General features: G+C 51.5%; 29 protein-coding genes and 1 pseudogene. 25 read left to right on the plus strand and 5 right to left on the minus strand.

Translation table 11 applies throughout. From position 1 onward, the window contains the following. Positions 1-2 precede the first annotated feature (2 nt). Both C7434_RS14820 and C7434_RS14825 read right to left on the minus strand, forming a co-directional pair. Positions 3-1,025 carry a tyrosine-type recombinase/integrase gene (locus C7434_RS14820; RefSeq protein ID WP_133745584.1) on the minus strand — a complete coding sequence of 341 codons (1,023 nt, stop codon included), beginning with the start codon at positions 1,023-1,025 and terminating at the stop codon, positions 3-5. Between the two features lie 9 nt (positions 1,026-1,034). After that, positions 1,035-1,640, minus strand: coding sequence for a phage repressor protein CI (locus C7434_RS14825; protein WP_133745585.1), 606 nt, complete (start codon positions 1,638-1,640; stop codon positions 1,035-1,037). A gap of 89 nt (positions 1,641-1,729) precedes the next feature. Between C7434_RS14825 and C7434_RS14830 the strand changes: the two genes are divergently transcribed. The 14 genes and pseudogenes from C7434_RS14830 to C7434_RS14895 all read left to right on the plus strand — a co-directional run bounded on the left by C7434_RS14830 (position 1,730) and on the right by C7434_RS14895 (position 11,213). Next, the gene (locus tag C7434_RS14830) at positions 1,730-1,966 is read left to right on the plus strand and encodes a hypothetical protein (RefSeq protein WP_014604979.1); all 237 of its coding nucleotides are present in this window, start codon (positions 1,730-1,732) and stop codon (positions 1,964-1,966) included. A gap of 34 nt (positions 1,967-2,000) precedes the next feature. Further along, positions 2,001-2,510, plus strand: coding sequence for a phage regulatory CII family protein (locus C7434_RS14835; protein WP_133745586.1), 510 nt, complete (start codon positions 2,001-2,003; stop codon positions 2,508-2,510). Positions 2,511-2,520: 10 nt separating this feature from the next. Then, on the plus strand, positions 2,521-2,700 hold the full coding sequence (locus tag C7434_RS14840) for a phage filamentation protein Fil family protein (protein WP_133745587.1): 180 nt from the start codon (positions 2,521-2,523) through the stop codon (positions 2,698-2,700). Position 2,701: 1 nt separating this feature from the next. Beyond that, positions 2,702-3,085: a hypothetical protein gene (locus C7434_RS14845; protein ID WP_133745588.1), complete on the plus strand. Its 384-nt coding sequence runs from the start codon at positions 2,702-2,704 to the stop codon at positions 3,083-3,085. A gap of 70 nt (positions 3,086-3,155) precedes the next feature. After that, positions 3,156-3,383: a DUF2732 family protein gene (locus C7434_RS14850; protein WP_133745589.1), complete on the plus strand. Its 228-nt coding sequence runs from the start codon at positions 3,156-3,158 to the stop codon at positions 3,381-3,383. Continuing rightward, positions 3,383-3,610, plus strand: a complete 228-nt coding sequence (locus tag C7434_RS14855; RefSeq protein WP_133745590.1) for a TraR/DksA family transcriptional regulator — start codon at positions 3,383-3,385, stop codon at positions 3,608-3,610. The genes C7434_RS14850 and C7434_RS14855 overlap by 1 nt, the downstream gene beginning before the upstream one ends. After that, positions 3,607-4,443 carry a DNA adenine methylase gene (locus tag C7434_RS14860; protein WP_133745591.1) on the plus strand — a complete coding sequence of 279 codons (837 nt, stop codon included), beginning with the start codon at positions 3,607-3,609 and terminating at the stop codon, positions 4,441-4,443. The genes C7434_RS14855 and C7434_RS14860 overlap by 4 nt, the downstream gene beginning before the upstream one ends. After that, on the plus strand, positions 4,440-5,444 hold the full coding sequence (locus C7434_RS14865; protein WP_133745592.1) for a phosphoadenosine phosphosulfate reductase family protein: 1,005 nt from the start codon (positions 4,440-4,442) through the stop codon (positions 5,442-5,444). Before C7434_RS14860 ends, C7434_RS14865 begins: the two co-directional genes overlap by 4 nt. Beyond that, positions 5,444-7,729: pseudogene (locus C7434_RS14870) on the plus strand (replication endonuclease). Before C7434_RS14865 ends, C7434_RS14870 begins: the two are co-directional and overlap by 1 nt. 83 nt (positions 7,730-7,812) lie before the next feature. Beyond that, positions 7,813-8,001, plus strand: coding sequence for a hypothetical protein (locus C7434_RS14875; RefSeq protein ID WP_039342025.1), 189 nt, complete (start codon positions 7,813-7,815; stop codon positions 7,999-8,001). Between the two features lie 16 nt (positions 8,002-8,017). Continuing rightward, positions 8,018-8,284, plus strand: coding sequence for a hypothetical protein (locus tag C7434_RS14880; RefSeq protein WP_058707109.1), 267 nt, complete (start codon positions 8,018-8,020; stop codon positions 8,282-8,284). Positions 8,285-8,638: 354 nt separating this feature from the next. Beyond that, positions 8,639-9,097, plus strand: coding sequence for an STM2901 family protein (locus C7434_RS14885; protein ID WP_133745593.1), 459 nt, complete (start codon positions 8,639-8,641; stop codon positions 9,095-9,097). Next, positions 9,091-9,390 (plus strand): DUF1493 family protein, encoded by a 300-nt coding sequence (locus C7434_RS14890; RefSeq protein WP_133745594.1) that lies wholly within the window; start codon positions 9,091-9,093, stop codon positions 9,388-9,390. Before C7434_RS14885 ends, C7434_RS14890 begins: the two co-directional genes overlap by 7 nt. Before the next feature lie 161 nt (positions 9,391-9,551). Next, a complete protein-coding gene (locus C7434_RS14895; protein ID WP_226374568.1) occupies positions 9,552-11,213 on the plus strand; it encodes a P-loop NTPase fold protein in 1,662 nt (553 codons plus the stop codon). 28 nt (positions 11,214-11,241) lie between these two features. Here the strand turns inward: C7434_RS14895 and C7434_RS14900 are convergent, their stop codons facing one another. Then, the gene (locus tag C7434_RS14900) at positions 11,242-12,273 is read right to left on the minus strand and encodes a phage portal protein (protein ID WP_133745595.1); all 1,032 of its coding nucleotides are present in this window, start codon (positions 12,271-12,273) and stop codon (positions 11,242-11,244) included. Beyond that, positions 12,273-14,039, minus strand: coding sequence for a terminase ATPase subunit family protein (locus tag C7434_RS14905; RefSeq protein ID WP_133745596.1), 1,767 nt, complete (start codon positions 14,037-14,039; stop codon positions 12,273-12,275). Before C7434_RS14905 ends, C7434_RS14900 begins: the two co-directional genes overlap by 1 nt. Before the next feature lie 144 nt (positions 14,040-14,183). Between C7434_RS14905 and C7434_RS14910 the strand changes: the two genes are divergently transcribed. The 11 genes from C7434_RS14910 (at position 14,184) to C7434_RS14960 (ending at position 19,792) form a co-directional block, all read left to right on the plus strand. Next, positions 14,184-15,035: a GPO family capsid scaffolding protein gene (locus C7434_RS14910; protein ID WP_104933724.1), complete on the plus strand. Its 852-nt coding sequence runs from the start codon at positions 14,184-14,186 to the stop codon at positions 15,033-15,035. Between the two features lie 44 nt (positions 15,036-15,079). Further along, entirely contained in the window at positions 15,080-16,273 is a 1,194-nt protein-coding gene (locus tag C7434_RS14915; protein WP_133745597.1) for a phage major capsid protein, P2 family, read from the plus strand. 3 nt (positions 16,274-16,276) lie between these two features. Next, positions 16,277-16,921: a phage terminase small subunit gene (gene gpM / locus C7434_RS14920; protein ID WP_133745598.1), complete on the plus strand. Its 645-nt coding sequence runs from the start codon at positions 16,277-16,279 to the stop codon at positions 16,919-16,921. 97 nt (positions 16,922-17,018) lie between these two features. Then, the gene (locus C7434_RS14925; RefSeq protein WP_133745599.1) at positions 17,019-17,483 is read left to right on the plus strand and encodes a head completion/stabilization protein; all 465 of its coding nucleotides are present in this window, start codon (positions 17,019-17,021) and stop codon (positions 17,481-17,483) included. Further along, on the plus strand, positions 17,483-17,686 hold the full coding sequence (locus C7434_RS14930) for a tail protein X (protein ID WP_133745600.1): 204 nt from the start codon (positions 17,483-17,485) through the stop codon (positions 17,684-17,686). Before C7434_RS14925 ends, C7434_RS14930 begins: the two co-directional genes overlap by 1 nt. A gap of 3 nt (positions 17,687-17,689) precedes the next feature. Beyond that, positions 17,690-17,902, plus strand: coding sequence for an HP1 family phage holin (locus tag C7434_RS14935; RefSeq protein WP_013027023.1), 213 nt, complete (start codon positions 17,690-17,692; stop codon positions 17,900-17,902). Next, positions 17,883-18,398, plus strand: coding sequence for a lysozyme (locus C7434_RS14940; protein WP_133745601.1), 516 nt, complete (start codon positions 17,883-17,885; stop codon positions 18,396-18,398). Before C7434_RS14935 ends, C7434_RS14940 begins: the two co-directional genes overlap by 20 nt. Further along, a complete protein-coding gene (gene lysB, locus C7434_RS14945; protein WP_133745602.1) occupies positions 18,395-18,826 on the plus strand; it encodes an Rz-like lysis system protein LysB in 432 nt (143 codons plus the stop codon). Before C7434_RS14940 ends, lysB begins: the two co-directional genes overlap by 4 nt. Beyond that, the gene (gene lysC / locus C7434_RS22215; RefSeq protein WP_232374217.1) at positions 18,714-18,959 is read left to right on the plus strand and encodes an Rz1-like lysis system protein LysC; all 246 of its coding nucleotides are present in this window, start codon (positions 18,714-18,716) and stop codon (positions 18,957-18,959) included. The genes lysB and lysC overlap by 113 nt, the downstream gene beginning before the upstream one ends. Further along, a complete protein-coding gene (locus C7434_RS14955) occupies positions 18,922-19,353 on the plus strand; it encodes a phage tail protein (protein ID WP_133745604.1) in 432 nt (143 codons plus the stop codon). Before lysC ends, C7434_RS14955 begins: the two co-directional genes overlap by 38 nt. Continuing rightward, positions 19,346-19,792: a phage virion morphogenesis protein gene (locus tag C7434_RS14960; protein WP_133745605.1), complete on the plus strand. Its 447-nt coding sequence runs from the start codon at positions 19,346-19,348 to the stop codon at positions 19,790-19,792. The genes C7434_RS14955 and C7434_RS14960 overlap by 8 nt, the downstream gene beginning before the upstream one ends. On the opposite strand, the gene C7434_RS14965 is transcribed toward C7434_RS14960, so the two are convergent. Further along, complete coding sequence (locus C7434_RS14965; protein WP_133745606.1) at positions 19,785-20,876, minus strand: hypothetical protein; 1,092 nt, start codon at positions 20,874-20,876, stop codon at positions 19,785-19,787. The genes C7434_RS14960 and C7434_RS14965 overlap by 8 nt on opposite strands. Positions 20,877-20,927: the final 51 nt, after the last annotated feature.

Consider the following 20,927-nt stretch of genomic DNA (forward strand, 5'->3'; position numbering starts at 1 on the left):
GATTAGCCTTTTTGTATACTACTTAGCGGGTTGAACAATATTGCCTCCGACAGATGGTCCGGAGCAAAGTGCGCATAACGCATCGTCACTTTAATATCTGTGTGCCCTAATATTCTCTGTAGTACAAGTATATTGCCTCCGTTCATCATGAAGTGCGAGGCGAATGTGTGACGCAGAACGTGTGTCAGTTGCCCTGCAGGAGTTTCAATACCGGCCCGCTGCATTGCTTTTCTAAAAGCTGAATAGCAAGGTTTAAAAAGTGGCAGCGCTTTCCTGCTCGATGGTAGTTCAGCCTGTAGTTTTTCAGTTATTGGCACCGCTCGGTTTTTCTTGCCTTTAGTTTTTACAAAGATGATCTGACCGGCCCGGATTTGGTTTCCCTTCAAACCTTCGGCTTCACTCCATCGTGCGCCAGTTGCAAGGCAGATTTTCACAATGGTAGTCAGATCCTTAGAACGGCTCTTTTCACACTCAGTGAGAAGGGTTCTGATTTCCTCAATGGTGAGATACGCCATCTCTGATTCACTGATCTTAAACTCGCGTACGTTCTCAAGCGGATTAGGCGCGGTCCATTCATCTAACCGACGTAACTCATTAAACATTGCTCTGAAATACGCCAGCTCTAAATTTACTGTGCGAGGTGTAACTGTCTTTACTCGGTTGGAGCGAGTAATTTTGCCGCTTAATCGCTGTTCACGATAAGACGCAAAAATTTTCGCGTTAAACTCGGTTGCGAGTGGATTCCCCATCACCTCGCATGCGAACGCCATAGTGGTTCGTCGCTTCTCGCCGTCCGCCAACGTGATGCCGTGCGTGTTGAACCACAATTCAACCAACTCAATTAGCCGCCGCTTATCTGCTTTTTCTCCCAGCCAGGGCTTATCTTGAGCCTGTTCTTTTACGAACTTCTCGTAGGATTGTGCTTCGCCCTTCGTTGCAAACTGGCGGCGAATCCTTTTGCCGTTTCGGCCATTTGGGAAAACTTGTACTTGCCACTTCCCATTGGGTAATTTGTTAATCGCCATGCCGTGCCTTTAAAGGTACTCAGTGCGGGCAACAACTTTGCCTAAAACCTTGATGTCGTCTGCTTTGCATTCGAAAGAGGCTTTTCCATTCTCAACGCGAATACGGCCGCCGGGAAAACGATACAACTCTTTAACGCTAATGAGATTATCAATCTCGATGAGCCACAGTCCGTCGGTGATCTCTGCGGCGGTCATATCAACCAGGTAATTCTGCTTCTCGAAATTTACTAATAAAGGGGCTTTAACATCACTTGGTAAGAGCTGAGCATCATATTCAACCCAATTGGATGATGAAAAAATCCCATTTGAGATTTTTTTTAGCTCGATTTTTGTAGACGTATTATCTTGGTCTGTGATGTTTGGATTGCCTGTGCCGTAAGTTAGCCATTCCAAAGAGGCACCTGTTTCCATGGAGCAAATTAGCACCCAATCAGCAGGAAAGTTCCCGCGCATTATACGGTTAGCCATAGTGCTCTGAGATACGTTGAGGTGACGACATAACGCTTGTCTTGATGAAAGCCCATATGCCTTAACTATGCGTTCAACGGGATCTTTCCCCCCCTCTGGTAGAATTGGGGATTTACGACTCGTAAAATCTTTCGTTGACCTTTCCAATTTGAGATCCTAATATTCACTCGTCGTAACGAGATCTGTTTAATAGAGATAAATAGAGTTGGCTAGAACTCAACAGAGGATAGTGCATCATGACCCGTAAACTTTCAATGCGCCCTTCAATCAATCTCGTGATTTCAGAACCCTACATTACTGTCGAAGAGTTTTGCCGTCGCACTGGTTACAAGGAAGGCACCGTTCGCCAGATGTACCGCGAGAACCGTTTACCCATTAGGAAGAAGGAGGGCTTAAACGGGCTTATCGAAATCAACATGGTTGCTCTCACTATCGAAGCCGCTTCTGGCTGCGAAATCACAATGCAGGGTTGAAGTATCCATATTGGGATATTGAAAGGGATTGATCATGTTTGATTTTCGTGTGTCCACACATCTCCACTTTGACGAGGCCTGCCGTAGATTCGCCCTGTCTCACAATATGAAAGAACTGGCACTGGCTGCAGGCATGAACGTACAGACCCTGCGCAACAAACTAAACCCTGAGCAGCCGCACCAGTTAAACGTTGCGGAAATGCTTTTGCTCACTGACCTGACCGAAGATGCAACTTTGATGGATGGCGCGCTGGCACAGCTACAGTGTCTGCCTTGTGTACCGGTGAACGAACACGCTGAAGAAAAGCTATCAGCCTATGTGTTGAAGGCAACAGCAGAAGTGGGGCAACTGGCAGCTGGTGCAATGCGTCAGGATGTCTTAAGCACGTCATGCCGCCGCAGCCTGATGCAAAGCGTTAATACCGGCATTCGATGCCTTAGCCTCGCAGCTATAGCAGTGCAGGCCCGCATCCATTCCAATCCCACTATGGCATCAACCGTAGACGCTATAAGCGGCCTCGGCGCATCTATTGGCCTGAGCTGAGGGACTGATAATGATTTCACTTGCATCACGTCTTAAGCGTCAAAACCCGTCGGTAGCCTACGGCAACGGCTGGATCATGGGTGAGAACGGCAAACCCTGGCATCCGTGCAACAGCCAAAAGCAACTGCTGCAGGGGCTGACCAGCAAACGCAAACCCGCCGGTTTTATGGCGCGTTTATTCAGGGGGTAACATGCAGCGAGTAACAGGAAACACAACCGCACAGCAAGGCCTGGCATCTTTTGCCAGAACTCATTCAACGGGCAATCGTGCTGATGCTGTTAACAAAATGTCGTTTGATGAGTTTAGGAAAAGCTGGCGGCAGCAGCGCGACAATAACGCTAACCCGTCGCTGCGTTATTTCAATCGTCAGAATGACGAGTTTAAATTTTGCGTGTTAACCCTGGCTAACCGCGAAAATCCTAAAACCTTTTCGCAGGAGGAAATCGGAAAGCCGTTTGAATATTTCGACGAATATCGCCGCGAATTAATCATCATGGCAATGAATAAAATGGCTCGCTGGGGAAAAATATTACCCCGACAGTTTTCTACCGCAGACTGTTTTTTACCTGAGTAAATAAGACTCAAAAAATTAATGGCGTAAACCCGCCGGGCATCCTTTTGCCTTGAATCTGGAGAACTGAACAATGAGAAATACCGAAATCCGTAATTTTGAAGCCGACGCAGACACGCTTAATTCACTGCTGAGCAAGGCCAAAACAGAACAGCGCAGCGATGATGCTCTTGCCGTGTCAGTCCGCATTGCGGCGCTGGTCATCCATGCCCGCAAGCACGAAATGACAGCGCCGGAAATCATTGAGCTGCTGGATAAAGAGGCAGAGCGTTTTGAGCATCAGGCACGGGAGCTGCACTAATGGCCGATTCAATGGATTTAGTCCAGGCGCGCGTTGAGGAAGAACTGCAGCGCAATCTCGCTAACGCACGTCACCAGCCTGTCGGGGCTGGTGAGTTCTTTTGTCTGGGCTGCGATGAGGCGATACCGGATGCCCGTCGCCGCGCGGTACAGGGTGTTACTCACTGCGGCGCCTGTCAGGAAATCGTCGAGCTGAAAAGCGCCCACTATAAAGGCGGTGCTGTATGAGTACGATCCTCAAGTGGGCGGGCAACAAAACCCGCCTCATGCCCGAGCTGCTTAATCATCTGCCGCAGGGGCAGCGCCTCGTTGAGCCGTTCGCCGGTTCCTGCGCGGTAATGATGGCAACGGATTACCCTGCCTATTTAGTGGCTGACGTTAATCCTGACCTGATTAACCTTTATCGCCAGATTAAAGAACACACGCGCCCGTTTATTGTGGTGGCGATGAGCCTGTTCACCCAAAACAAAGCGGCAGAGGATTATTACCGCATCCGCGAAGCGTTTAATCATGATCCGGCTTTACCTCTGCTTGAGCGCGCCGTACATTTCCTCTACCTGAACCGCCACGGCTACCGTGGCCTTTGCCGTTACAACCGTAAGAGTGAATTTAATATCCCTTACGGAAACTATTCTGAACCCTATTTCCCCCGGGAAGAAATAGAAACGTTCGCAGCCAAAGCCCACCGTGCAACGTTTATCTGCGCTGATTTCCGCGAAACACTGAGCATGATTCAGACCGGCGACGTCGTTTATTGCGATCCGCCTTATGACGGTACGTTTAGCGACTACCACGCAGGCGGATTTGATAAGGGCGCGCAGCAGGACTTAGCCAGCATGTTGACCAGCGTGTCAGAGCACTGCCCGGTCATCGCTTCAAACAGCGATACCGACTTTACACGCGCGCTTTTTAATGCCTACGAGCTAACAAGTGTAAGAACGGCCCGCGCGGTTGGCGTAGCTGCCGGTGACGGGAAAAGCGCAGCAGAAATTATCGCGGTTCGCCGTCCTGCTGTCTGGATTGGTTTTGACCCTGCAGCATCTTCGGAGGTGATCGCATGATCGATAAACGCTGCTTTGGTAAGAACGTAATAAATCTTGTAACGGTATCCGGCGGTAAAGATAGCCTTGCCGCCTGGCTTCGTGCTATCGAATCTGGTGTTGAGTTTGAGGCTGCGCACGCTGACACCGGTCATGAACACCCGCAGACAGTCGAGTATTTGAAATATCTGGAATCCCGGTTAGGCAAGGTAAAGCGCGTCAAGGCCGACTTTACACAACGCATTACAGATAAGCGGACCTTTGTCAGAGACAAATGGCCGACCACTCTTACACGTGACTTAGGGTATAGCGAGGCCGAAGCATTAGCGATTGTCGCACGTGCCCTGAAAGCACTGAAACCAACTGGCATCCCATTTTTGGATTTATGCATCTGGAAAGGGACCTTTCCGTCAACACGCCGCAAGTTCTGCTCATTTGAGCTTAAGCAGATCCCTATGCAGGAACAGGTTGTCGATAAACTCATTGCCGAAGGTAAGCGCGTTATCACCTGGCAGGGTGTAAGGGCGCAAGAGTCATCAGAACGTGCGGCGCTAGCTGAGTGGGAAGAAGGTTTTGATATTGGTCCAAAGCTTTCAATTTATCGTCCTGTTCTCGGTTTGACGCATGAGGACGTATTTGCTCTGGCTAAGCGCCACGGTATTAAACCTAATCCCCTTTATGAACAGGAATGCAGCCGCGTTGGGTGTATGCCCTGCGTTAATGTGAACAAAGCTGAACTAGGTCAGATATTTACGCGCTGGCCAGAAGAGATAAGCCGTGTTGCCGAGTGGGAAAGGATTGTGGCGCAGTGCTCACGTCGAGGTAATGCCGCTTTTTTTCATTCTGGCATGGATCCAATGAAAGCCGAGACTGACGGGGCAAACGTAACGCTCGAATCGCATGGAATAGAGGCTTATCGCGATTGGGCGCTCACATCGCGAGGCGGGCGGCAGTTCGATATGTTTGCCACTACAGGTAATAAATCCGTTTGTAACAGTGTTTATCTCGGGGTTTGTGAGTGATGACGCAATACGCCTACCCGTGGAATGCGCCACGGGAAGCCATCGCCAGCCCTTATCCCACCTATGAGGAAATGCACAGCCGCAGTCAGATGATTGCGGCTTTAGTGCTTACGCAGGAGCTGCTTGAGCAACAGCCGACGCTGATCCAGATTGACGTTAAGCGTCGCGTCAACGAGCTGGAAAAATCACAGGGCATTGCCCGCGCCAATGCGTACTTAACGAAAACTTTCGTTGAGCGCACATTGCCGCGTGTTGAATGCGTTAACGAGCAGTACCGGGTTAAGACTATGGACGCCAGCACTTTTAACCTGCTAACACAGAACGCCCCGAAAGAGACTGGCGCAGCGCGTGCCGGGGGCCAGCTGTGGGAGCTGATGAAGCGTTTTAACCGCCTGGCTGATATGTCGCGTGCCGATGTGGATTTGCTGGCCGGTGATATTGCCAGTTTCATTCTGGCCGAGCTGGTATAGGCACATGCGCAGGCAGCTGATGAGTCAGATTATAAATACACGCACCGCGTCTACATGACAGCGGCGGCCATTACCCGTGAATTTAATCAGACGCCGCCACTGTGGGATAAGGTGACGTCCCGTTTCTTTGATCCCGAAGAAGTCACGCCCGCCGTGCTGCGTATGCAGACAGAGAAATGGTGGACGGGGCGACTGCGCCGCGTGGCTGCGTCATGGCGGGAACACCTGCAGATTGCCTTGGCTAACGTCAGCAAAAAGCACACGCCGTATGCCAGTAGAATGACGGTTTCCGAATGGCGGGAGCAGAAACGCCGCACCCGTGAGTTTTTAAAGGGTATGGAACTGGAAGACGAGGAAGGCAACCGCATCAGCCTGATTGAAAAATACGACGGCAGCGTGGCAAATCCGGCAATACGTCGCTGTGAGCTGATGACCCGCATCCGTGGCTTTGAAAATATCTGTAATGAGCTGGGCTATGTTGGCGAGTTTTATACGCTGACCGCGCCGTCACGCTATCACGCCACAATCAAAACCGGCCATCGCAACCGCAAGTGGAATGGCGCCAGCCCGGCAGACACGCAGCGTTACCTCTGCAGCGTGTGGCAGCGCATCCGGGCAAAGCTGCACCGTGATGACATTCGAATCTTTGGCATTCGCGTTGCTGAACCCCATCACGACGCAACGCCACACTGGCACATGCTGATGTTTATGCGTCCCGAAGATGCGGATCAGGTTCGCCAGACAATCCGTGACTACGCCTTTCAGCAGGACAGCAACGAGCTGACCACGGATAAAGCCCGTAAAGCGCGCTTTCATGCCGAGGCCATCGATCCGGAAAAAGGCAGCGCTACGGGGTACGTGGCTAAATATATCTCTAAGAATATCGACGGCTACGCGCTGGATGGCGAGCTGGACGACGAAAGCGGCAAAGAGCTGAAAGAAACCGCCCCCGCCGTTTCTGCCTGGGCGGCCCGCTGGCACATCCGCCAGTTTCAGTTTGTAGGCGGTGCGCCGGTCACGGTTTACCGCGAGTTGCGCCGCATGGATGACACCGACACCGCCCACGGCCTCAGCGTGGAGTTTGCCGCTGCGCATGACGCGGCAGACGTGGGCGACTGGGCGGCATACGTTAACGCGCAGGGCGGCCCGTTCGTGCGTCGTGATGAGCTGGCCGTGCGTACGTGGTATCAGCCGGGCGATGAGCTGAATGAATACGGTGAGGAAACCGTGCGCATTAAGGGCGTCTACGCAACTGAGGTTGGCGCAGACACTCCGATTTTAACCCGTCTGGCACAGTGGAAGATTGTTCCGAAACGTGCCGTTGTTTTTGGTTTTGACCTGCAGGGCGCGCCCGCGCCCTCTCGGAGTTCTGTCAATAACTGTACGGGGCGTTTGAGATCTGAGGATTCAAACCCGCCGGAAAGTGTGGAAGAAATTGACCTTAAAGGGATGAGCCGTAAAGAACGGCGACGGCTGCTGGCCCGACTGAGGGGTGAAAAATCAGATAAAAAACACTTAGTGCTGAGGCGGCCAGACAAAATCGAGACAGCTTGCGACAACGTGATCGGTCAGGTCAGAGATTTAAGCGGCGAAACCATCAGTCGCGGTCTGGCCGTGCGACTGATAGGCGGTACGCAGACAGAAATTGCGGGAAAACTGTTCCGCAGTACCTGTTACGGTGATTTAGTGCGGCCATTCAAAAGCAAGGCTGACACTTCACGTAAAGACGAAATACTGAGCCGTTTCAACAGGCTCGCTGAAAGGGCAAAGGCAGCCAACTTACTTAAAGCAGAAAGCGAAGCGCACAAAAAGTAAGGATAAAAGTAAAAAAACATTTCACTTTAAGAATCCTCTAATATACTGTGTTTATGTACAGTTGTTTGTAGGGAGAAAATGTTATGCAGGATTATTTCTTTGAATCATTGAAGTTACAGCGTATTGATTTATTTATGAAATTAGTCGCATCAAGTGATTGTAGTGAAGATGAAAAGAATCTGGCGATCCAATGGGTGTCTGAGCTGACTGATGAGCTTATGAAAAAGGTCAGAAGTCACGAATATGCCCGTTTGATGGAAGTATCTGAATAGAAGGGCAGGGCTGGATATGGGCGGAAAAGACAGCTTTTACCGGATTGTCTATCACGGCCAGGTTCTTGAGCATTACAAAGAAGGTGAGTTCATTTTCTTTCAGCGCGCCAAAGAACAAGGTGGCGGGTACTGGCTGGGGCAGACGTTTGATGGCGTTTTTGTATTCACGCTGCCGCACCCAACAAAGTTTTGGGACGGTTGGGAATACCTGATCAGGTACGCACGCAGGCCGCCGCCAAAGCCTAATGTTATCGAATCCGGTGATACCTTCCCTCTTTTCTGAGCGCTGATGCGAGAGTGCATGTCTATGCTGCATGAATCCGCATGATCCCAAAAGGATCGTTTACCCTCTGGCCCGCCAATATTGGTGGGCTTTTTCATAGGTCATGCAGGTGCATGAAAACCACTACATAAAGCGGGCAGGCGTGGCGGGGCTACGAGCGCGCGCCAACATGTTTAGCCTATAAGAATGCATCCCAATTTTCAGTCCGCTGCCGTCCGATTTACTATCGGGTTAGGTCAAGCGAGGCCAATGGATATCATTCGCCTGGATGAGGTTGAGGTATACTGTGTCACACTAGAAATCGTAAGCCGTTGTGGTTAATGTTTAATCATTTTGTGACGGTGGAGTGTGTGTATGGATACAACGGAACAGCTTAACGGGACCTACTTCTACGGTGGCCTCGCTAATCTTTCAGCCGGTGAGCTTTTCTTCTGGATTATGATTGATGTAACAACCGAGCATTTTACAGGTGGAAAGGATGTCATAGCTGCTGCTGCTATATATGCCGGAGATAATGCCATCCCGGTGCGAGGTAAGTTGGGTGGCGCTAAACCAGACACTAGCGTTGCCTCAAAGTTTGCCCGTAGGTTACTACAGGATTACAGGCTTCCATTGAGGTTGCCTACGTTTATCCAGGACAAAAGTAATCCCTTCATTGTTCGAACATATATGACTCACAAGCTCGGCACATTCGTTGGTCGCACCGTCCCGGTATTTGGTTGGGCTATACTTGCAGTCGATGTGGCTCAGATTAGCTATGAGTCGATGGTACGCTACAACAGGATTGCACTTAGTGGTGATGAAATATGGTAGAAGTCATAGAAAAGTCTGTGTTTGAGCTTGTAGAAGATTATAACGCGCAAAGCTTATTCACTTTTAAGCGCCATCCTTTAAATCATCAAACTGAGTTAAACGGTGATTTTCGTATGGATCCCAATGATGCCTATGAGCTTTTAGAAAAGTTTGCGGAAAAGTTTTCTATCAAACCCAATGAGATTGATTTTAGTAGGTACTTCCCTGAAAGCAGAGAAGAGCCAAAACATATTTTAACTATTCAGATGCTTATTGATTCAGCCCGTGCGGGTCGCTGGGTTGATAATAATTAATGTGATTTTGGCATGCTGGAATTGAGCAGGGTTAGGCTATTATTAGCGGTGTATCTTGCTTTTAAATTATCTTAAGATGAGAAACCTTCTGTAGTTGTAAGTGTTTAAAATATGTATTGGCAATTATCAACTTCTGGTGTGTGTATTTAAATGGAGTAATTATGGCTTTGAGAATAATTAGAGAGCAGTTGCTGAAATTTATATCTGACTCATCTCCTTCGGTTGTAGCAATTAAAGGTGAGTGGGGGGTGGGTAAAACGTACGCTTGGGAGGGATATCTTGCTGAAGCAAGAAAGGAAAAAATGATTTCTTGTAAAAGATATTCCTATGTTTCATTATTTGGTGTGTCCTCAATGGAAAACCTTAAGAATTTAATATTTGAAAATTCAATTGATTATGTCTCTGGCGGAGGTGAGCCTAGTTTTGAAACATACCGTGCTAATGCGTTCAATATGCTTGAAAAACTGGGTAGGGGATCCTTAAGAAAATTTAGGGATGTACCTTTTATAAAATCTGCAGCACCTGCGGTTGAAACCTTCTCGTTTATGTCAATTAATAATACTTTAATTTGTATTGATGACCTGGAAAGAAGAGGGGCTGGTCTTGATCTAAAAGATGTTCTGGGTCTGGTTTCACATTTGAAAGAGAAAAAGAAGTGTAAGATTATACTACTTCTTAATGATGGCACTGAAACTACAGAAGATTATGAAAAGCATAAAGAAAAAGTAATGGACATGGAGCTGGATTTCTCGCCGACTCCGGAAGAAAGTGCCAACATAGCTTTCGATGGTAGCAAAACATATCATCACGAAATAATAAAGTACACTACAGAATTAAAAATTATAAATATAAGAATTCTTCTAAAGATAAGGAAGTATGTTGATATGGTTTTTGGTTTTTTTGAAAAGGCAGAAGAGAAAATAAAAAGCCAACTGCTAATGTCTACTACTTTGTTTTGCTGGTCATATTACAGTTCGAAAAACGACACGAAAATCCCAACACTAGAATTTATTGAGAAAGTTAAAGATTATATTTTCATGGGTAAAAAAGATGGCGGTTCTAATCATAAGCTTTGGAGAAATATACTTTTAAGTTATAATTTTACTAATTTTGATGGCCTGGATAAGCAACTTGCTAAATTGGTGAGGAAGGGATATATAGATAGGCTTGAGTTCGAAGCAGCTGTGCAGGATGTTAATAAAAAAGCATTAAATGATAAGAGTCTAAAAGATTATCAAAGCGCTTGGGATGATTTTCATCACGACTTCTCAAAGACTGAAGCAGAAATAAAAACAAAATTATACGCGTCATTTTTGAATGGTATTAATTTAATGACGCCGGGTAACTTGAACAGCATAGTGCGTTTATTCAATGAACTAGGTGACGAAAGAGCTTGTTATCTAATTGATAAGTACATTGACGTCAGAGGGGGCGAGGTTGAACTTTTTAATGTCAATAGTTTTGAAAATTCGGTCACTGATTTTGATGAAAAGATAAAGTCTAGATTTAAGATTGTTTACGAGAAAATCATCCCCAGAATGAGTGTTGCTGATGTTGTCGATAGAATGGTAAACCGAAGTGGGTGGAGGGAAGAAGATGAAATTGTTTTGTCAGAAGCTACGGAAGAAGATTTTTATAATTATTTCATAAATCTTTCTGGGGTAGATATAACTCAGAATATTGCGGCTTGTTTAAAGTATCGAGGTTCCAGTAATAGTTCTGGTAGACAAATAAAAATTATTAATAATGTCGAGAAGGCTTTGCGTAAAATTGCCTCTCAAAGCAAGCTTAATGCTCTGCGTTTAAGTAAGTTTGGTATATAATGGAAGACGCCTTAGGGCGTCTTCATCGCTATAGTTCATATTTATTAAAAGATATTATTTCTTCTCCCATCCATACATTCAATTCTTTAATGCGCTCTTGTAGTGGAATAAGTTCATTTCGTACGAATACCATGCTGGCTTTTTCAATATCACCAAACCCGCCTGTATTGTTCGGAATTATCCCCATCAACTGCGGCGGTACGCGATGCACGGCCAGCATGTCATCACGGCTCACGTTTTTGATATTCAGAAACTCATCCTTTGCCGCCACTTCTGACAGCGGGATGATCTGAATGCCGTCTTTCTTTCCGTTCGGGCTGTACATAAACAGGTTGCGGAAGTTGCCTGGGCCTTTTGCGCTTTTCATGGCGCTGCGGATGTTGTCAACGTCCTGCTGGCTCTGCGCCGGGTCAGTCATGTACATGATAAAACCCGCATGACTGCCGTTAATGTAATACTTGCGGCGAAACAGCGTGGCCGACTCATTCAGCAGCGCGGACGGAATGGCCGACAGGTAGCCCGGCACGCCGTAGATTTCCTGATTGATGTCCGGCTCCATCAGGTGAAACACGCTCCCTTTTGTAAATTCATACGGCTCGGAGTTAAGGCCGTAATGCGCATACCAGTAGGTGTCCAGGTCGAGCCCGCGCCGTGTGTATTTGGCAAGTGAAGGCTCCAGTTTCAGCGTGGTGCCGAGGCGGCTGGTTCTTTTCTCCAGGTACGCATTACCAAAAATCAGATAATCCATTGCGAAGCGGGTAAAAGCCTGCTGGCTCAAAAGCGGGTGCGGGATAAAGGTACTCGCCAGAATGTTGCACTTAACACTGATGGGCGAACTGTGATGCACGGCGGCGCGGAACGTGCGCGCCAGCCCGTCAACGCTTACGGGCGGCTCATACCAGCGGTCATTGATGACGCACTCCACGTAGTCCAGCAGTTCGCGCCGGTCGAGTACCGGGATCGGGTCGCCAAAGGTAAACGCCTCCGAGGCGGCTGTGCTGGTCATCTGTTCCGGCTGCTGCACGGGCTGAGTGCGCGTGCGGTTCCTGCGTCTGCTCATCAATACATCTCCACAATGTTCTGCGTGTGTGCCGCCTGTCCCTGAAGCGGCTCATTTGCCAGCGCGTGCATGGTCGCCCAGGCTAAATCGCCGTGGCTGACTTCCTCGCTGCGGCTGGTTTCATAGGTCGGACGGTTGCCGCTGGCCGTGGTGGCCTTGCGTATGGACATAAACGACTGCGCGATATCGAGGTGGCTGGCGTCAAACTCCATGCGCCCGCTGCTGATGGTGTCGTAGGCTTTTAAGACCAGGGCATTTTTCACCGTCGGGTTATAGACAAACTCTTTAACCTGCGGAAAAAAGGCTTTCACGTTCTCATAGACGCCGAGACCGACGCCGGTCGAGTCGATGCCGATGTAGGTCACGTTGTACTGCTGCGTAAGGGTTTTAATGGCGTCGGCCTGCGCGCGGAAATCCATCCCGCGCCACTGGTGCCGCTCAAGGATGCGGAACTTGCCGCCCGGCACGGCTGGAGGGGCAATCACCACACAGCCCGCGCTGTCGCCGTGCTGCGTACCCTTCGCCGGATCGTACCCAATCCAGACCTCTTTCCAGCCGAACGGGCGCAGCGCCAGCGCTTCGAAGTCGTCCCACACTTCCCAGCTGTCCACCATGCATTTCTGCAGCATGGCAAGCTGGAACACCGAGGCGAGGTCATCCATAAACACGCACATCAGCAGGTTCTGGTAGTCCTCGGGGCTGTAGCGTGTGCGCAGCTGCTCCAGGTCGAACAGGTCACAGCCGCCGCGCACGGCATCCTCAACGGTCACAATCTGGCGGAACTGGCCGTCGGCACACAGGCGGCCGGCGGCAAGTGATGCGTGACTTAAATCAATGTCAACGCGGTCGGCCTTGGCGCGGCCCTTGTTGAACTGTGCGCCAGACCAGAACGGATAGGCGCTGTGCGTGAGGCTGGACGGCGTGGAAAAGTAGGTTTCGCGCCACTTCTTGTGCAGCGCCATGCCTGAAGCGACTTTCTGCAGTTCCTGAAATTTCGGTATCCAGAAATATTCGTCCAGGTACAGGTTGCCGTGATAACTCTGCGCCGTGCGGGCGTTGGTGCCGAGGAAGTACAGGCACGCGCCGTTAGCCAGCGTCATCGGGTCGCCTTTCAGGTCTACGTCGGCCTCGCGGGCAAACTCCACGATGTACTGCTTGAAGACGTGCGCCTGCGCCTTGCTGGCCGAGAGAAAAATCTGGTTGCGTCCGGTGGTAAGCGCATCCAGCAGCGCCTCGCGGGCAAAAAAGAACGTCGCCCCAATCTGGCGCGATTTCAGCAGGTTGCGGACGGCGTATTTATTGCCCGCTTCCCACCACTGGCGCTGGTAGCCGAACATCGTGCTGTGAAAGATGTCCTGCAGCTTTTCGATCTGCGCGTCGCTGAACACGTTTTTTTCAGGCGGCTTGCGCGGGCCTCTGTTGCGGTTTTCGACATTGGGGTTTAGATCCGCCTCGTTGCCGCCGTTGTTAAATTTCCCGATGCGCGCATGGCGCTCTGACTGCCGGGCCAGCAGGTCAATTTCTTTGTAGTCCTTTCCTTCCTTCACCTCTTTCATGACCAGCTGACAGTAGCGCGCGGCGGTGGTGAGCTGCATCTGATCAAGCGGGCCATAATCGCCCCACCTGTCGCGCTTCTTCCAGCTGTGAACGGTTGCGGGTTTCTCTCCCAGCATTTCAGCAATGCGGGCGATGCGGTATCCCTGAAAGTACAGCAGCAAAGCCTGTCTGCGGGGATCGAGGTCTGCGGGGGCGATTGTCGTTGTCATGGCCCCAAAATACGGCCCGCCCGTTTCCTTTTCTGCCGCCCGTGATTGTGTGAATTACGGTACAACGTCGCCGCGTTGTTTCAGTTCCCCCGTCGCCGCAAACATAGGGACTCACAGAGTTTTTATCTAACCGGAGCCTGGACAATGGCAAAGAAAGCAAAGCGTTTCCGCATCGGGGTGGAAGGTGCCACCACGGACGGGCGCACCATCGAGCGCAGCTGGCTGGAACAGATGGCGGCCAATTACGATCCGGCTGTCTACACCGCCGTGATCAATATGGAGCACATCAAGGGTTACACGCCTGACAGCGCGTTTCGCCGTTTCGGTGTGGTCGATGCGCTGGACACCGAAGAAATCAGCGACGGCCTGCTGAAAGGCAAGCTGGGCCTGTACGCGGTGATTAACCCGACGGATGAGCTGGTCACGATGACCGGCAACATGCAGAAGCTTTTCACCTCAATGGAGATTCGCCCGGAGTTCGCCGACACCGGCGAGGCGTATCTGATTGGCCTTGCGGTGACCGACGATCCGGCCAGCCTCGGCACCGAAATGCTGCAGTTCAGCGCCAGTGCGGGCGCTAATCCGCTGGCAAACCGCAAGCAGCATCCTGACAACCTGTTTACCGCCGCCACCGAAACCGTGATCGAGTTTGAGGACGTGGCCGACGAAAAACCGTCCCTTTTCAGCCGCGTGTCCGCGCTTTTCAGCAACAAACAGAAGTCTGATGACGCCCGTTTCAGCGACGTTCACAGGGCCGTCGAGCTGGTCGCCACCGAGCAGCAGGCATTCAGCCAGCGCATCGAAACCGCCCTGAGCGAGCAGGCCAGCAGCCTGCAGGTGCAGCTGAGCGCAGAAGCTGCAGCCCGTGAGCAGCTGCAGGCGGATTTCAGCCAGCTGCAGGCACAGCTGAGCCGTGAAGACGGGCGGCAGGACTTCCGCCCGCGTACGCCCGGTAACGGCAACAGTAACAGCCAGGACGTGCGCACCGACTGCTGATGCAGGCGCGGCCAATCCTCTTAACGAACAGAGAACACGAAACGATGAAAAACAACACCCGCTTTAAGTTAAACGCCTATATGTCGGTACTGGCGGAAATCAACAACATCAACCTGTCGGCTCTCAACAGCAAGTTTACCGTTGAGCCATCCGTCGCGCAGACGCTGGAAACCAAAATTCAGGAGTCATCTGACTTTCTGACGCGCATCAACATTGTGCCGGTGCCTGAGCAGAGCGGTGAACGTCTGGGGCTGGGGATCGGCGGCACGATTGCCGGTACAACCGACACCACGCAGAAAGAGCGCGAGCCTACCGATCCCACCTACATCGACGGCGAAGGTTATAAATGCACGCAGACCAACTTTGACACGGCGCTGCCTTACGCGAAGCTGGACATGTGGGCGAAGTTTTCCGACTTTCAGGTGCGTATCCGCGACATGATTGTGAAACGCCAGGCGCTTGACCGCATCATGATCGGCTTTAACGGCCTCAAGCGTGAGAAAACCTCCAACCGCGTACAGAACCCGCTGCTGCAGGACGTCAACATCGGCTGGCTTGAGAAAATCCGCCAGGAGAAACCATCGCAGGTGGTCGGCCAGCATATCGACAGCAACGGAAAAGTTATCGCCGATAAAATTACCATTGGTAAAACGGGGCTTTTCCGCAATCTGGACGCAGTGGTAATGGGTGCCGTAACGGAAAAAATTGCCGTGCAGTATCAGGATGACACCGAGCTGGTTGTGATTTGCGGCCGCCAGCTGCTGGCCGACAAGTATTTCCCGATCGTCAACAAAGACCAGCCCAACACCGAAGCGCTGGCCGCTGATTTGATTATCAGCCAGAAGCGCATCGGTGGCCTGCCTGCGGTGCGTGCGCCGTTCTTCCCGGCTGATGCCATGCTGATTACGCGCCTTGATAACCTGTCGATTTATGTCCAGGACGACACCCGCCGCCGCTCCATCATCGACAACCCGAAACGGGATCGCGTTGAAAACCTTGAATCGGTCAACGAGGCGTATGTGGTCGAGGACTATGACTGCACCTGCCTGATTGAAAACATCGAAATGCTGGAGCAGGAGCCAGAGCCGGAAGCGGGCCAGATGAGCGACGCCGAAATCGCACGCATTGCCTCCGTTGCGGCAAGCGTGGTCAAGGCCATGAGCGAATCGGGTACGGCGCAGGCCGAATCTGACGCCAGCACTGGCGTTGACAACGGCACCGGCAACGCAGGAGCGTAAACCGTGACCAATCCTTTCCGCGCGCACACGCGCTTCATTCAGGGACAGGAGGCCGCCCGCACGGGCGGCAATGGCCGCCATGCGAAAGGCTATGACCTGATGCTGCTGCAGCTTAACGAAGACCGCCGCCGCCTCAAGGGCACTCAGTCCACTGTCACCAAGGCGCAGATTAAGGTTGAGGTGCTGCCGAAATATGCCGCCTGGGCAGAGGGCGTGCTGAGCGCCGACGGGGCGCAGCAGGACGACGTGATCATGTACGTCATGCTGTGGCGTATCGATGCCGGTGATTATGCCGGAGCGCTGACCATTGGCCGTCATGCCCTCAAACATGGCTGGGTAATGCCGGTCGGCAAGCGCAACACCGCCACCGTGCTGACCGAGGAAATGGCCGACGCCGCAAAGGCCGCCATGCTAGCCGGAACCCCGTTTGACGCTGACCTGCTGCTGCAGACGCTGGACGCGGTGGACGGGGAAGACATGCCGGATCAGTCGCGTGCCCGCCTGCATAAATCCATCGGCTGGGTGCAGACCGAAAGCAACCCGGTATCCGCGCTGAATCACCTTAAGCACGCCCTGCAGCTGGACGAAAAGTGCGGGGTGAAAAAAGACATTGAGCAATTGGAGCGGAAACTCCGCAAAGACAGCTGATAACCGAACGTGCCCACGCGCGGGGCGGCACGGGGTGGCGACAGGCAGCGCCGCATCAAAACCCCGTCCACCGCCCACCTATTCAGGAGTAGTAAGGATGCAGTTTACAGCGCCAGAGCAGTCACCGGTTGCGCCGGTCATTATCCCGAACAATTCATTCTGGCCGGATCTGGATTTGGCTAAGTTTCGCAGCGCGATGCGCGTTGACGGCACCTTGACGCAGGAGCGGCTTAAGCAGGTGGTGCTGACCGCCATGTCAGAGGTGAACGCCGAGCTTTACCCGTGGCGGGAACGGCAGGAAATGGCAGGTTACAACGGGCTGGCCGACGTACCGGCTGAGCCGCTGGCCGGAAAGAGCGTGCGCCTGCACCACTATGAAAACGCCGTCTGGTGCTGGACGCGTGCGGTACTTAACGAGCGTTACAGCGACTTTGACGCCACCGCATCCGGCGCGAAGCGCGGCGAGACGCTGGACGATGCCAGCGGCGATTTATGGCGCGATGCGCGCTGGGCCATCAGCCGCGTGCAGGATCTGCCGCACGTAACCGTTGAGCTTATCTGATGAAAGTGCGTGCGCAGCAGTATGACACGGTGGACGCACTTTGCTGGCGTCACTACGGGCGCACGCAGGGGCTGTGCGAGCGTGTGTTACAGGCCAATCCGGGGCTGGCGGAATACGGCCCCACCTTACCCCACGGTTTAGAGGTCGAGCTGCCGGACGTTGCGCCCGCAGCCACGGCGCAGACCGTGCAGCTATGGGACTGAATCATGTGGGAAAGAATCAGCACGTTTATTACCTGGTCGATGGCCGTGTTTATGGCATGGCTGGGCGACTTATCGGTTAAGGACGTTTCAACGTGGGCCGGGCTGATTATCGGCATCGGCATGGCGCTAATCAGCTGGTACTACAAGCACAAAACCTACCAGTTACTGGCAAGCGGGCGCATCACACGGGAGGATTATGAATCTGCAAACCGTTAAACGCTGCGCCGTCGGCGCGGTGCTGGCCATCGCCGCCACACTGCCGGGCTTTCAGCAGCTGCATACCTCGGTTGAGGGGCTGAAACTGATTGCCGATTATGAGGGCTGCCGCCTTAAGCCATACCTGTGCGATGCGGGCGTGTGGACCGACGGCATCGGCAACACACAGGGCGTTGTACCCGGCAAAAGTATCACCGAGCGGCAGGCCGCCGGGACGTTTATCACCAACGTGTTACGTGTTGAGGCGGCACTGGCGCGCTGCGTGGCGGTTTCCATGCCGCAGCAGGTTTATGACGCGCTGGTGTCGCTGGCGTTTAACGTTGGCACCGGCAACGTGTGCGGATCAACCATGGTGAAACTCATCAGGGCCAGCCGGTGGCGCGATGCCTGTCATCAGCTGCCACGATGGGTGTACGTGAAAGGCGTATTTAATCAGGGGCTGGATAACCGGCGCGGGCGGGAGCTGAGCTGGTGCCTGAAAGGGGCGGCATCATGATGCGCGCCGTTGTGGTGACCTGCTTTGTCATGCTGCTGGTGACCGCCGGGCTGCTGTCGTGGCAGTTGCACAGCGCAAACAGGACTATCGGCACGCAGGTGGCAGAGCTGGCCGCAAAGGATAAAAAGCTGAGCCAGAAAAACAGCCAGCTGATGGCGGTCAACATCATGGTACAGAGCAGTAACCTTGCACAGACGCAGCTGTATGCGGCGGCTGAGAAAAACAACGCACTGCTGCGCCAGCGGCAGCGCCAGATTGAGGATCTGAAACGTGAAAATGACGCCCTTCGCCGCTGGAGTGATGCCCCTCTGCCTGATGCTGTTATCCGGCTGCGCCAGCGACCGGCCATCACCGGAGGTGAATCTTACCGTGAGTGGCTGTCCCAAAATAACCCGGTGCCAGCTGGGGCCGTCAGCGGCGCGCACTAACGGCGATTTACTGGCCCTGCTGGATGAAACAGAAACTGCCTGGGCGGCCTGCGCCGACAAGGTGGACACCATAGTAACCTGCCAGGATAAAGACGATGAACAAGCCGCAGTCCTTACGCGAAGCCCTGAATAGCGCTGTTGCTTACCTGCAGGAGAACCCCGACAGGCTGCACCTGTTTGTTGACAGAGGCGCGCTGGTTGCCACCAGTGCCACGTCCGTGTCGTGGGAATACCGCTATACGCTTAACGTCATCATTACGGACTTCACCGGCGATCAAAATCTGCTGATGGCGGCCGTAATGTACTGGCTGCGTACCAACCAGCCTGATGCGCTGCAGAATCCCAACGAGCGCGACCAGCTGTGCACGTTTGAAGTGGATATTCTCGGCAACGGTGCGTGTGACATCAGCATTAATTTAAAGCTGACAGAGCGTGTTATTGCCGAGGAAGTCAGCGGCGTGACCGAGGTCAGAGCCATGCCGGAGCCGGACGAGCCAGAGGAAGCCTGGACGGTGAAACGTGGATAATCTGCACGAGGTTGACGCCTGGCTGGATGCGCTGCTGGCAAAGCTGGAACCGGCAGAGCGCAAAAAGATGCTGCGCGAGGTGGCACGCGACGTGCGGCGGATTCAGCAGGCCAACATGACGGCACAGCGTGCGCCCGACGGCAGCGCATGGGAACCGCGCCGCGTATCGGCCAGAACAAAGCCGGGGCGAATAAAGCGCAAGATGTTTGTGAAGCTGAAAACCGCAAAGTACCTGAAAACAAAGGCAACCGGCGACAGTACCGAGGTGGCTTTCATTCCTGCCGTGCAGCGTCTGGCCCGCGTTCACCATTACGGCCTGCGTGATCGGGTGAGTAAGCGAGGCATTATGGTGAAATACGCAGAGCGCCCGCTGCTGGGTACAAACGGGGAAACGGAAACCACGGTCAGCGATATTCTGTTTCGCTGGCTGGCTAATTAGTATTTTCGTTTTTATCTGTAAAAGCGTTAACCTTTGTCATCAAGCTTTCAATATTTGTAATCATTGCACTTACTTCGTTCTCACTAGGTTCGTAGGATGTGTGCGCGGTTTTATGTCTTATTGTGTCTCTATCTTCTTTGACTTTTTGCCACTCTAAAGGTGCAATGTCAGGGATTGACTTGGAAAAATTTTCAGCAAATAATTTTTTGCATCTAACTTCAAAGCTTTTATTGGTTGAAAGAGTTAGGCTAATTTTTTCTTCAGTAAGATTTTTTTTTGCCATTTGCTTTTCAAGCTTAATTCTCACGTAATTTTCTATTGAGGCTGAAGCCTCAAGTGTAGCAGAACGGTACATGTTTCTTGTTTTTAAGTGCTTAGCTCTTATAAGGAGTAATGAGGATTTATTTACAGCGTCCACTTGTAGAAGTTTATTTTTGAATTCTGATGTTTGGTCTTGGTTGTGTGTGAATAATGGGCTGCGGAAAATAGGAGGGACGAGGCCGAGAACAGGAATTGAAGTAATATGCTCATCGTTAAAAAAAAGCTGAACCAACACCCCATTAGTTAAACTGGCACCGACTTGGTAAAGGGATATTTCTTCTGCGAAAAGGTCATTGAAATGTATGCTATAGGTGCGAATAAAATGATTGAATAATTCAATGCTTGAAAGAGCCAATGTAGGTGGGAAAATTTTTTCAGCCGTTTTTTTTATACTTATGCTCTCCTTGAGTTTCTGTAATTCAGTTTCGTTAAGGGATTTTAAGGCTTTTTCTCCATCATCTTCTGATGGATAGTCACCACCATGATGCATCGATGAGCGCATTGAATCCCTCAATTCTTCTTTGGATGCTTCCAGAATCTCATCTGTTTCGTATATGGTGTAAAAGCTTAGTATTGTTCGGGTTTTAACTAGAGAGAATGAATCATTTAAATGAGGTTTTAATATTTCTTTAGTGCTAATGGCGCTGGTGAATTGGCAAGAGTTTGCCATTGTAGTTAATGCATATAAGTCGTTGTTGACAAATACTCTTAAGATTGAATTTTCATAGAGGAAGTCATAGTGGCCGTCTTCCAAATTCATCACGTACGGTAACTCTATTAAATGCCTCGCAGAAAAGATCATATGGCGTATTTC

The sequence above is a fragment of the Pantoea sp. PNA 14-12 genome, from assembly GCF_004364735.1.
Taxonomy (GTDB): Bacteria; Pseudomonadota; Gammaproteobacteria; order Enterobacterales; family Enterobacteriaceae; genus Pantoea; species Pantoea stewartii.

What these genes read in the sequence shown, in the direction of transcription:
- C7434_RS14955 (WP_133745604.1), top strand. Translation starts at nt 18,922, where the DNA reads ATGAACAAGCCGCAGTCCTTACGCGAAGCCCTGAATAGCGCTGTTGCT.
- C7434_RS14830 (WP_014604979.1), top strand. Translation starts at nt 1,730, where the DNA reads ATGACCCGTAAACTTTCAATGCGCCCTTCAATCAATCTCGTGATTTCA.
- C7434_RS14860 (WP_133745591.1), top strand. Translation starts at nt 3,607, where the DNA reads ATGAGTACGATCCTCAAGTGGGCGGGCAACAAAACCCGCCTCATGCCC.
- C7434_RS14935 (WP_013027023.1), top strand. Translation starts at nt 17,690, where the DNA reads ATGTGGGAAAGAATCAGCACGTTTATTACCTGGTCGATGGCCGTGTTT.
- C7434_RS14925 (WP_133745599.1), top strand. Translation starts at nt 17,019, where the DNA reads ATGCAGTTTACAGCGCCAGAGCAGTCACCGGTTGCGCCGGTCATTATC.
- C7434_RS14850 (WP_133745589.1), top strand. Translation starts at nt 3,156, where the DNA reads ATGAGAAATACCGAAATCCGTAATTTTGAAGCCGACGCAGACACGCTT.
- lysB (WP_133745602.1), top strand. Translation starts at nt 18,395, where the DNA reads ATGATGCGCGCCGTTGTGGTGACCTGCTTTGTCATGCTGCTGGTGACC.
- C7434_RS14930 (WP_133745600.1), top strand. Translation starts at nt 17,483, where the DNA reads ATGAAAGTGCGTGCGCAGCAGTATGACACGGTGGACGCACTTTGCTGG.
- C7434_RS14875 (WP_039342025.1), top strand. Translation starts at nt 7,813, where the DNA reads ATGCAGGATTATTTCTTTGAATCATTGAAGTTACAGCGTATTGATTTA.
- C7434_RS14845 (WP_133745588.1), top strand. Translation starts at nt 2,702, where the DNA reads ATGCAGCGAGTAACAGGAAACACAACCGCACAGCAAGGCCTGGCATCT.
- C7434_RS14900 (WP_133745595.1), bottom strand. Translation starts at nt 12,273, where the DNA reads ATGAGCAGACGCAGGAACCGCACGCGCACTCAGCCCGTGCAGCAGCCG.
- C7434_RS14915 (WP_133745597.1), top strand. Translation starts at nt 15,080, where the DNA reads ATGAAAAACAACACCCGCTTTAAGTTAAACGCCTATATGTCGGTACTG.
- C7434_RS14910 (WP_104933724.1), top strand. Translation starts at nt 14,184, where the DNA reads ATGGCAAAGAAAGCAAAGCGTTTCCGCATCGGGGTGGAAGGTGCCACC.
- C7434_RS14895 (WP_226374568.1), top strand. Translation starts at nt 9,552, where the DNA reads ATGGCTTTGAGAATAATTAGAGAGCAGTTGCTGAAATTTATATCTGAC.
- lysC (WP_232374217.1), top strand. Translation starts at nt 18,714, where the DNA reads ATGCTGTTATCCGGCTGCGCCAGCGACCGGCCATCACCGGAGGTGAAT.
- C7434_RS14865 (WP_133745592.1), top strand. Translation starts at nt 4,440, where the DNA reads ATGATCGATAAACGCTGCTTTGGTAAGAACGTAATAAATCTTGTAACG.
- C7434_RS14940 (WP_133745601.1), top strand. Translation starts at nt 17,883, where the DNA reads ATGAATCTGCAAACCGTTAAACGCTGCGCCGTCGGCGCGGTGCTGGCC.
- C7434_RS14890 (WP_133745594.1), top strand. Translation starts at nt 9,091, where the DNA reads ATGGTAGAAGTCATAGAAAAGTCTGTGTTTGAGCTTGTAGAAGATTAT.
- C7434_RS14820 (WP_133745584.1), bottom strand. Translation starts at nt 1,025, where the DNA reads ATGGCGATTAACAAATTACCCAATGGGAAGTGGCAAGTACAAGTTTTC.
- C7434_RS14885 (WP_133745593.1), top strand. Translation starts at nt 8,639, where the DNA reads ATGGATACAACGGAACAGCTTAACGGGACCTACTTCTACGGTGGCCTC.
- C7434_RS14835 (WP_133745586.1), top strand. Translation starts at nt 2,001, where the DNA reads ATGTTTGATTTTCGTGTGTCCACACATCTCCACTTTGACGAGGCCTGC.
- C7434_RS14880 (WP_058707109.1), top strand. Translation starts at nt 8,018, where the DNA reads ATGGGCGGAAAAGACAGCTTTTACCGGATTGTCTATCACGGCCAGGTT.
- C7434_RS14840 (WP_133745587.1), top strand. Translation starts at nt 2,521, where the DNA reads ATGATTTCACTTGCATCACGTCTTAAGCGTCAAAACCCGTCGGTAGCC.
- C7434_RS14905 (WP_133745596.1), bottom strand. Translation starts at nt 14,039, where the DNA reads ATGACAACGACAATCGCCCCCGCAGACCTCGATCCCCGCAGACAGGCT.
- C7434_RS14855 (WP_133745590.1), top strand. Translation starts at nt 3,383, where the DNA reads ATGGCCGATTCAATGGATTTAGTCCAGGCGCGCGTTGAGGAAGAACTG.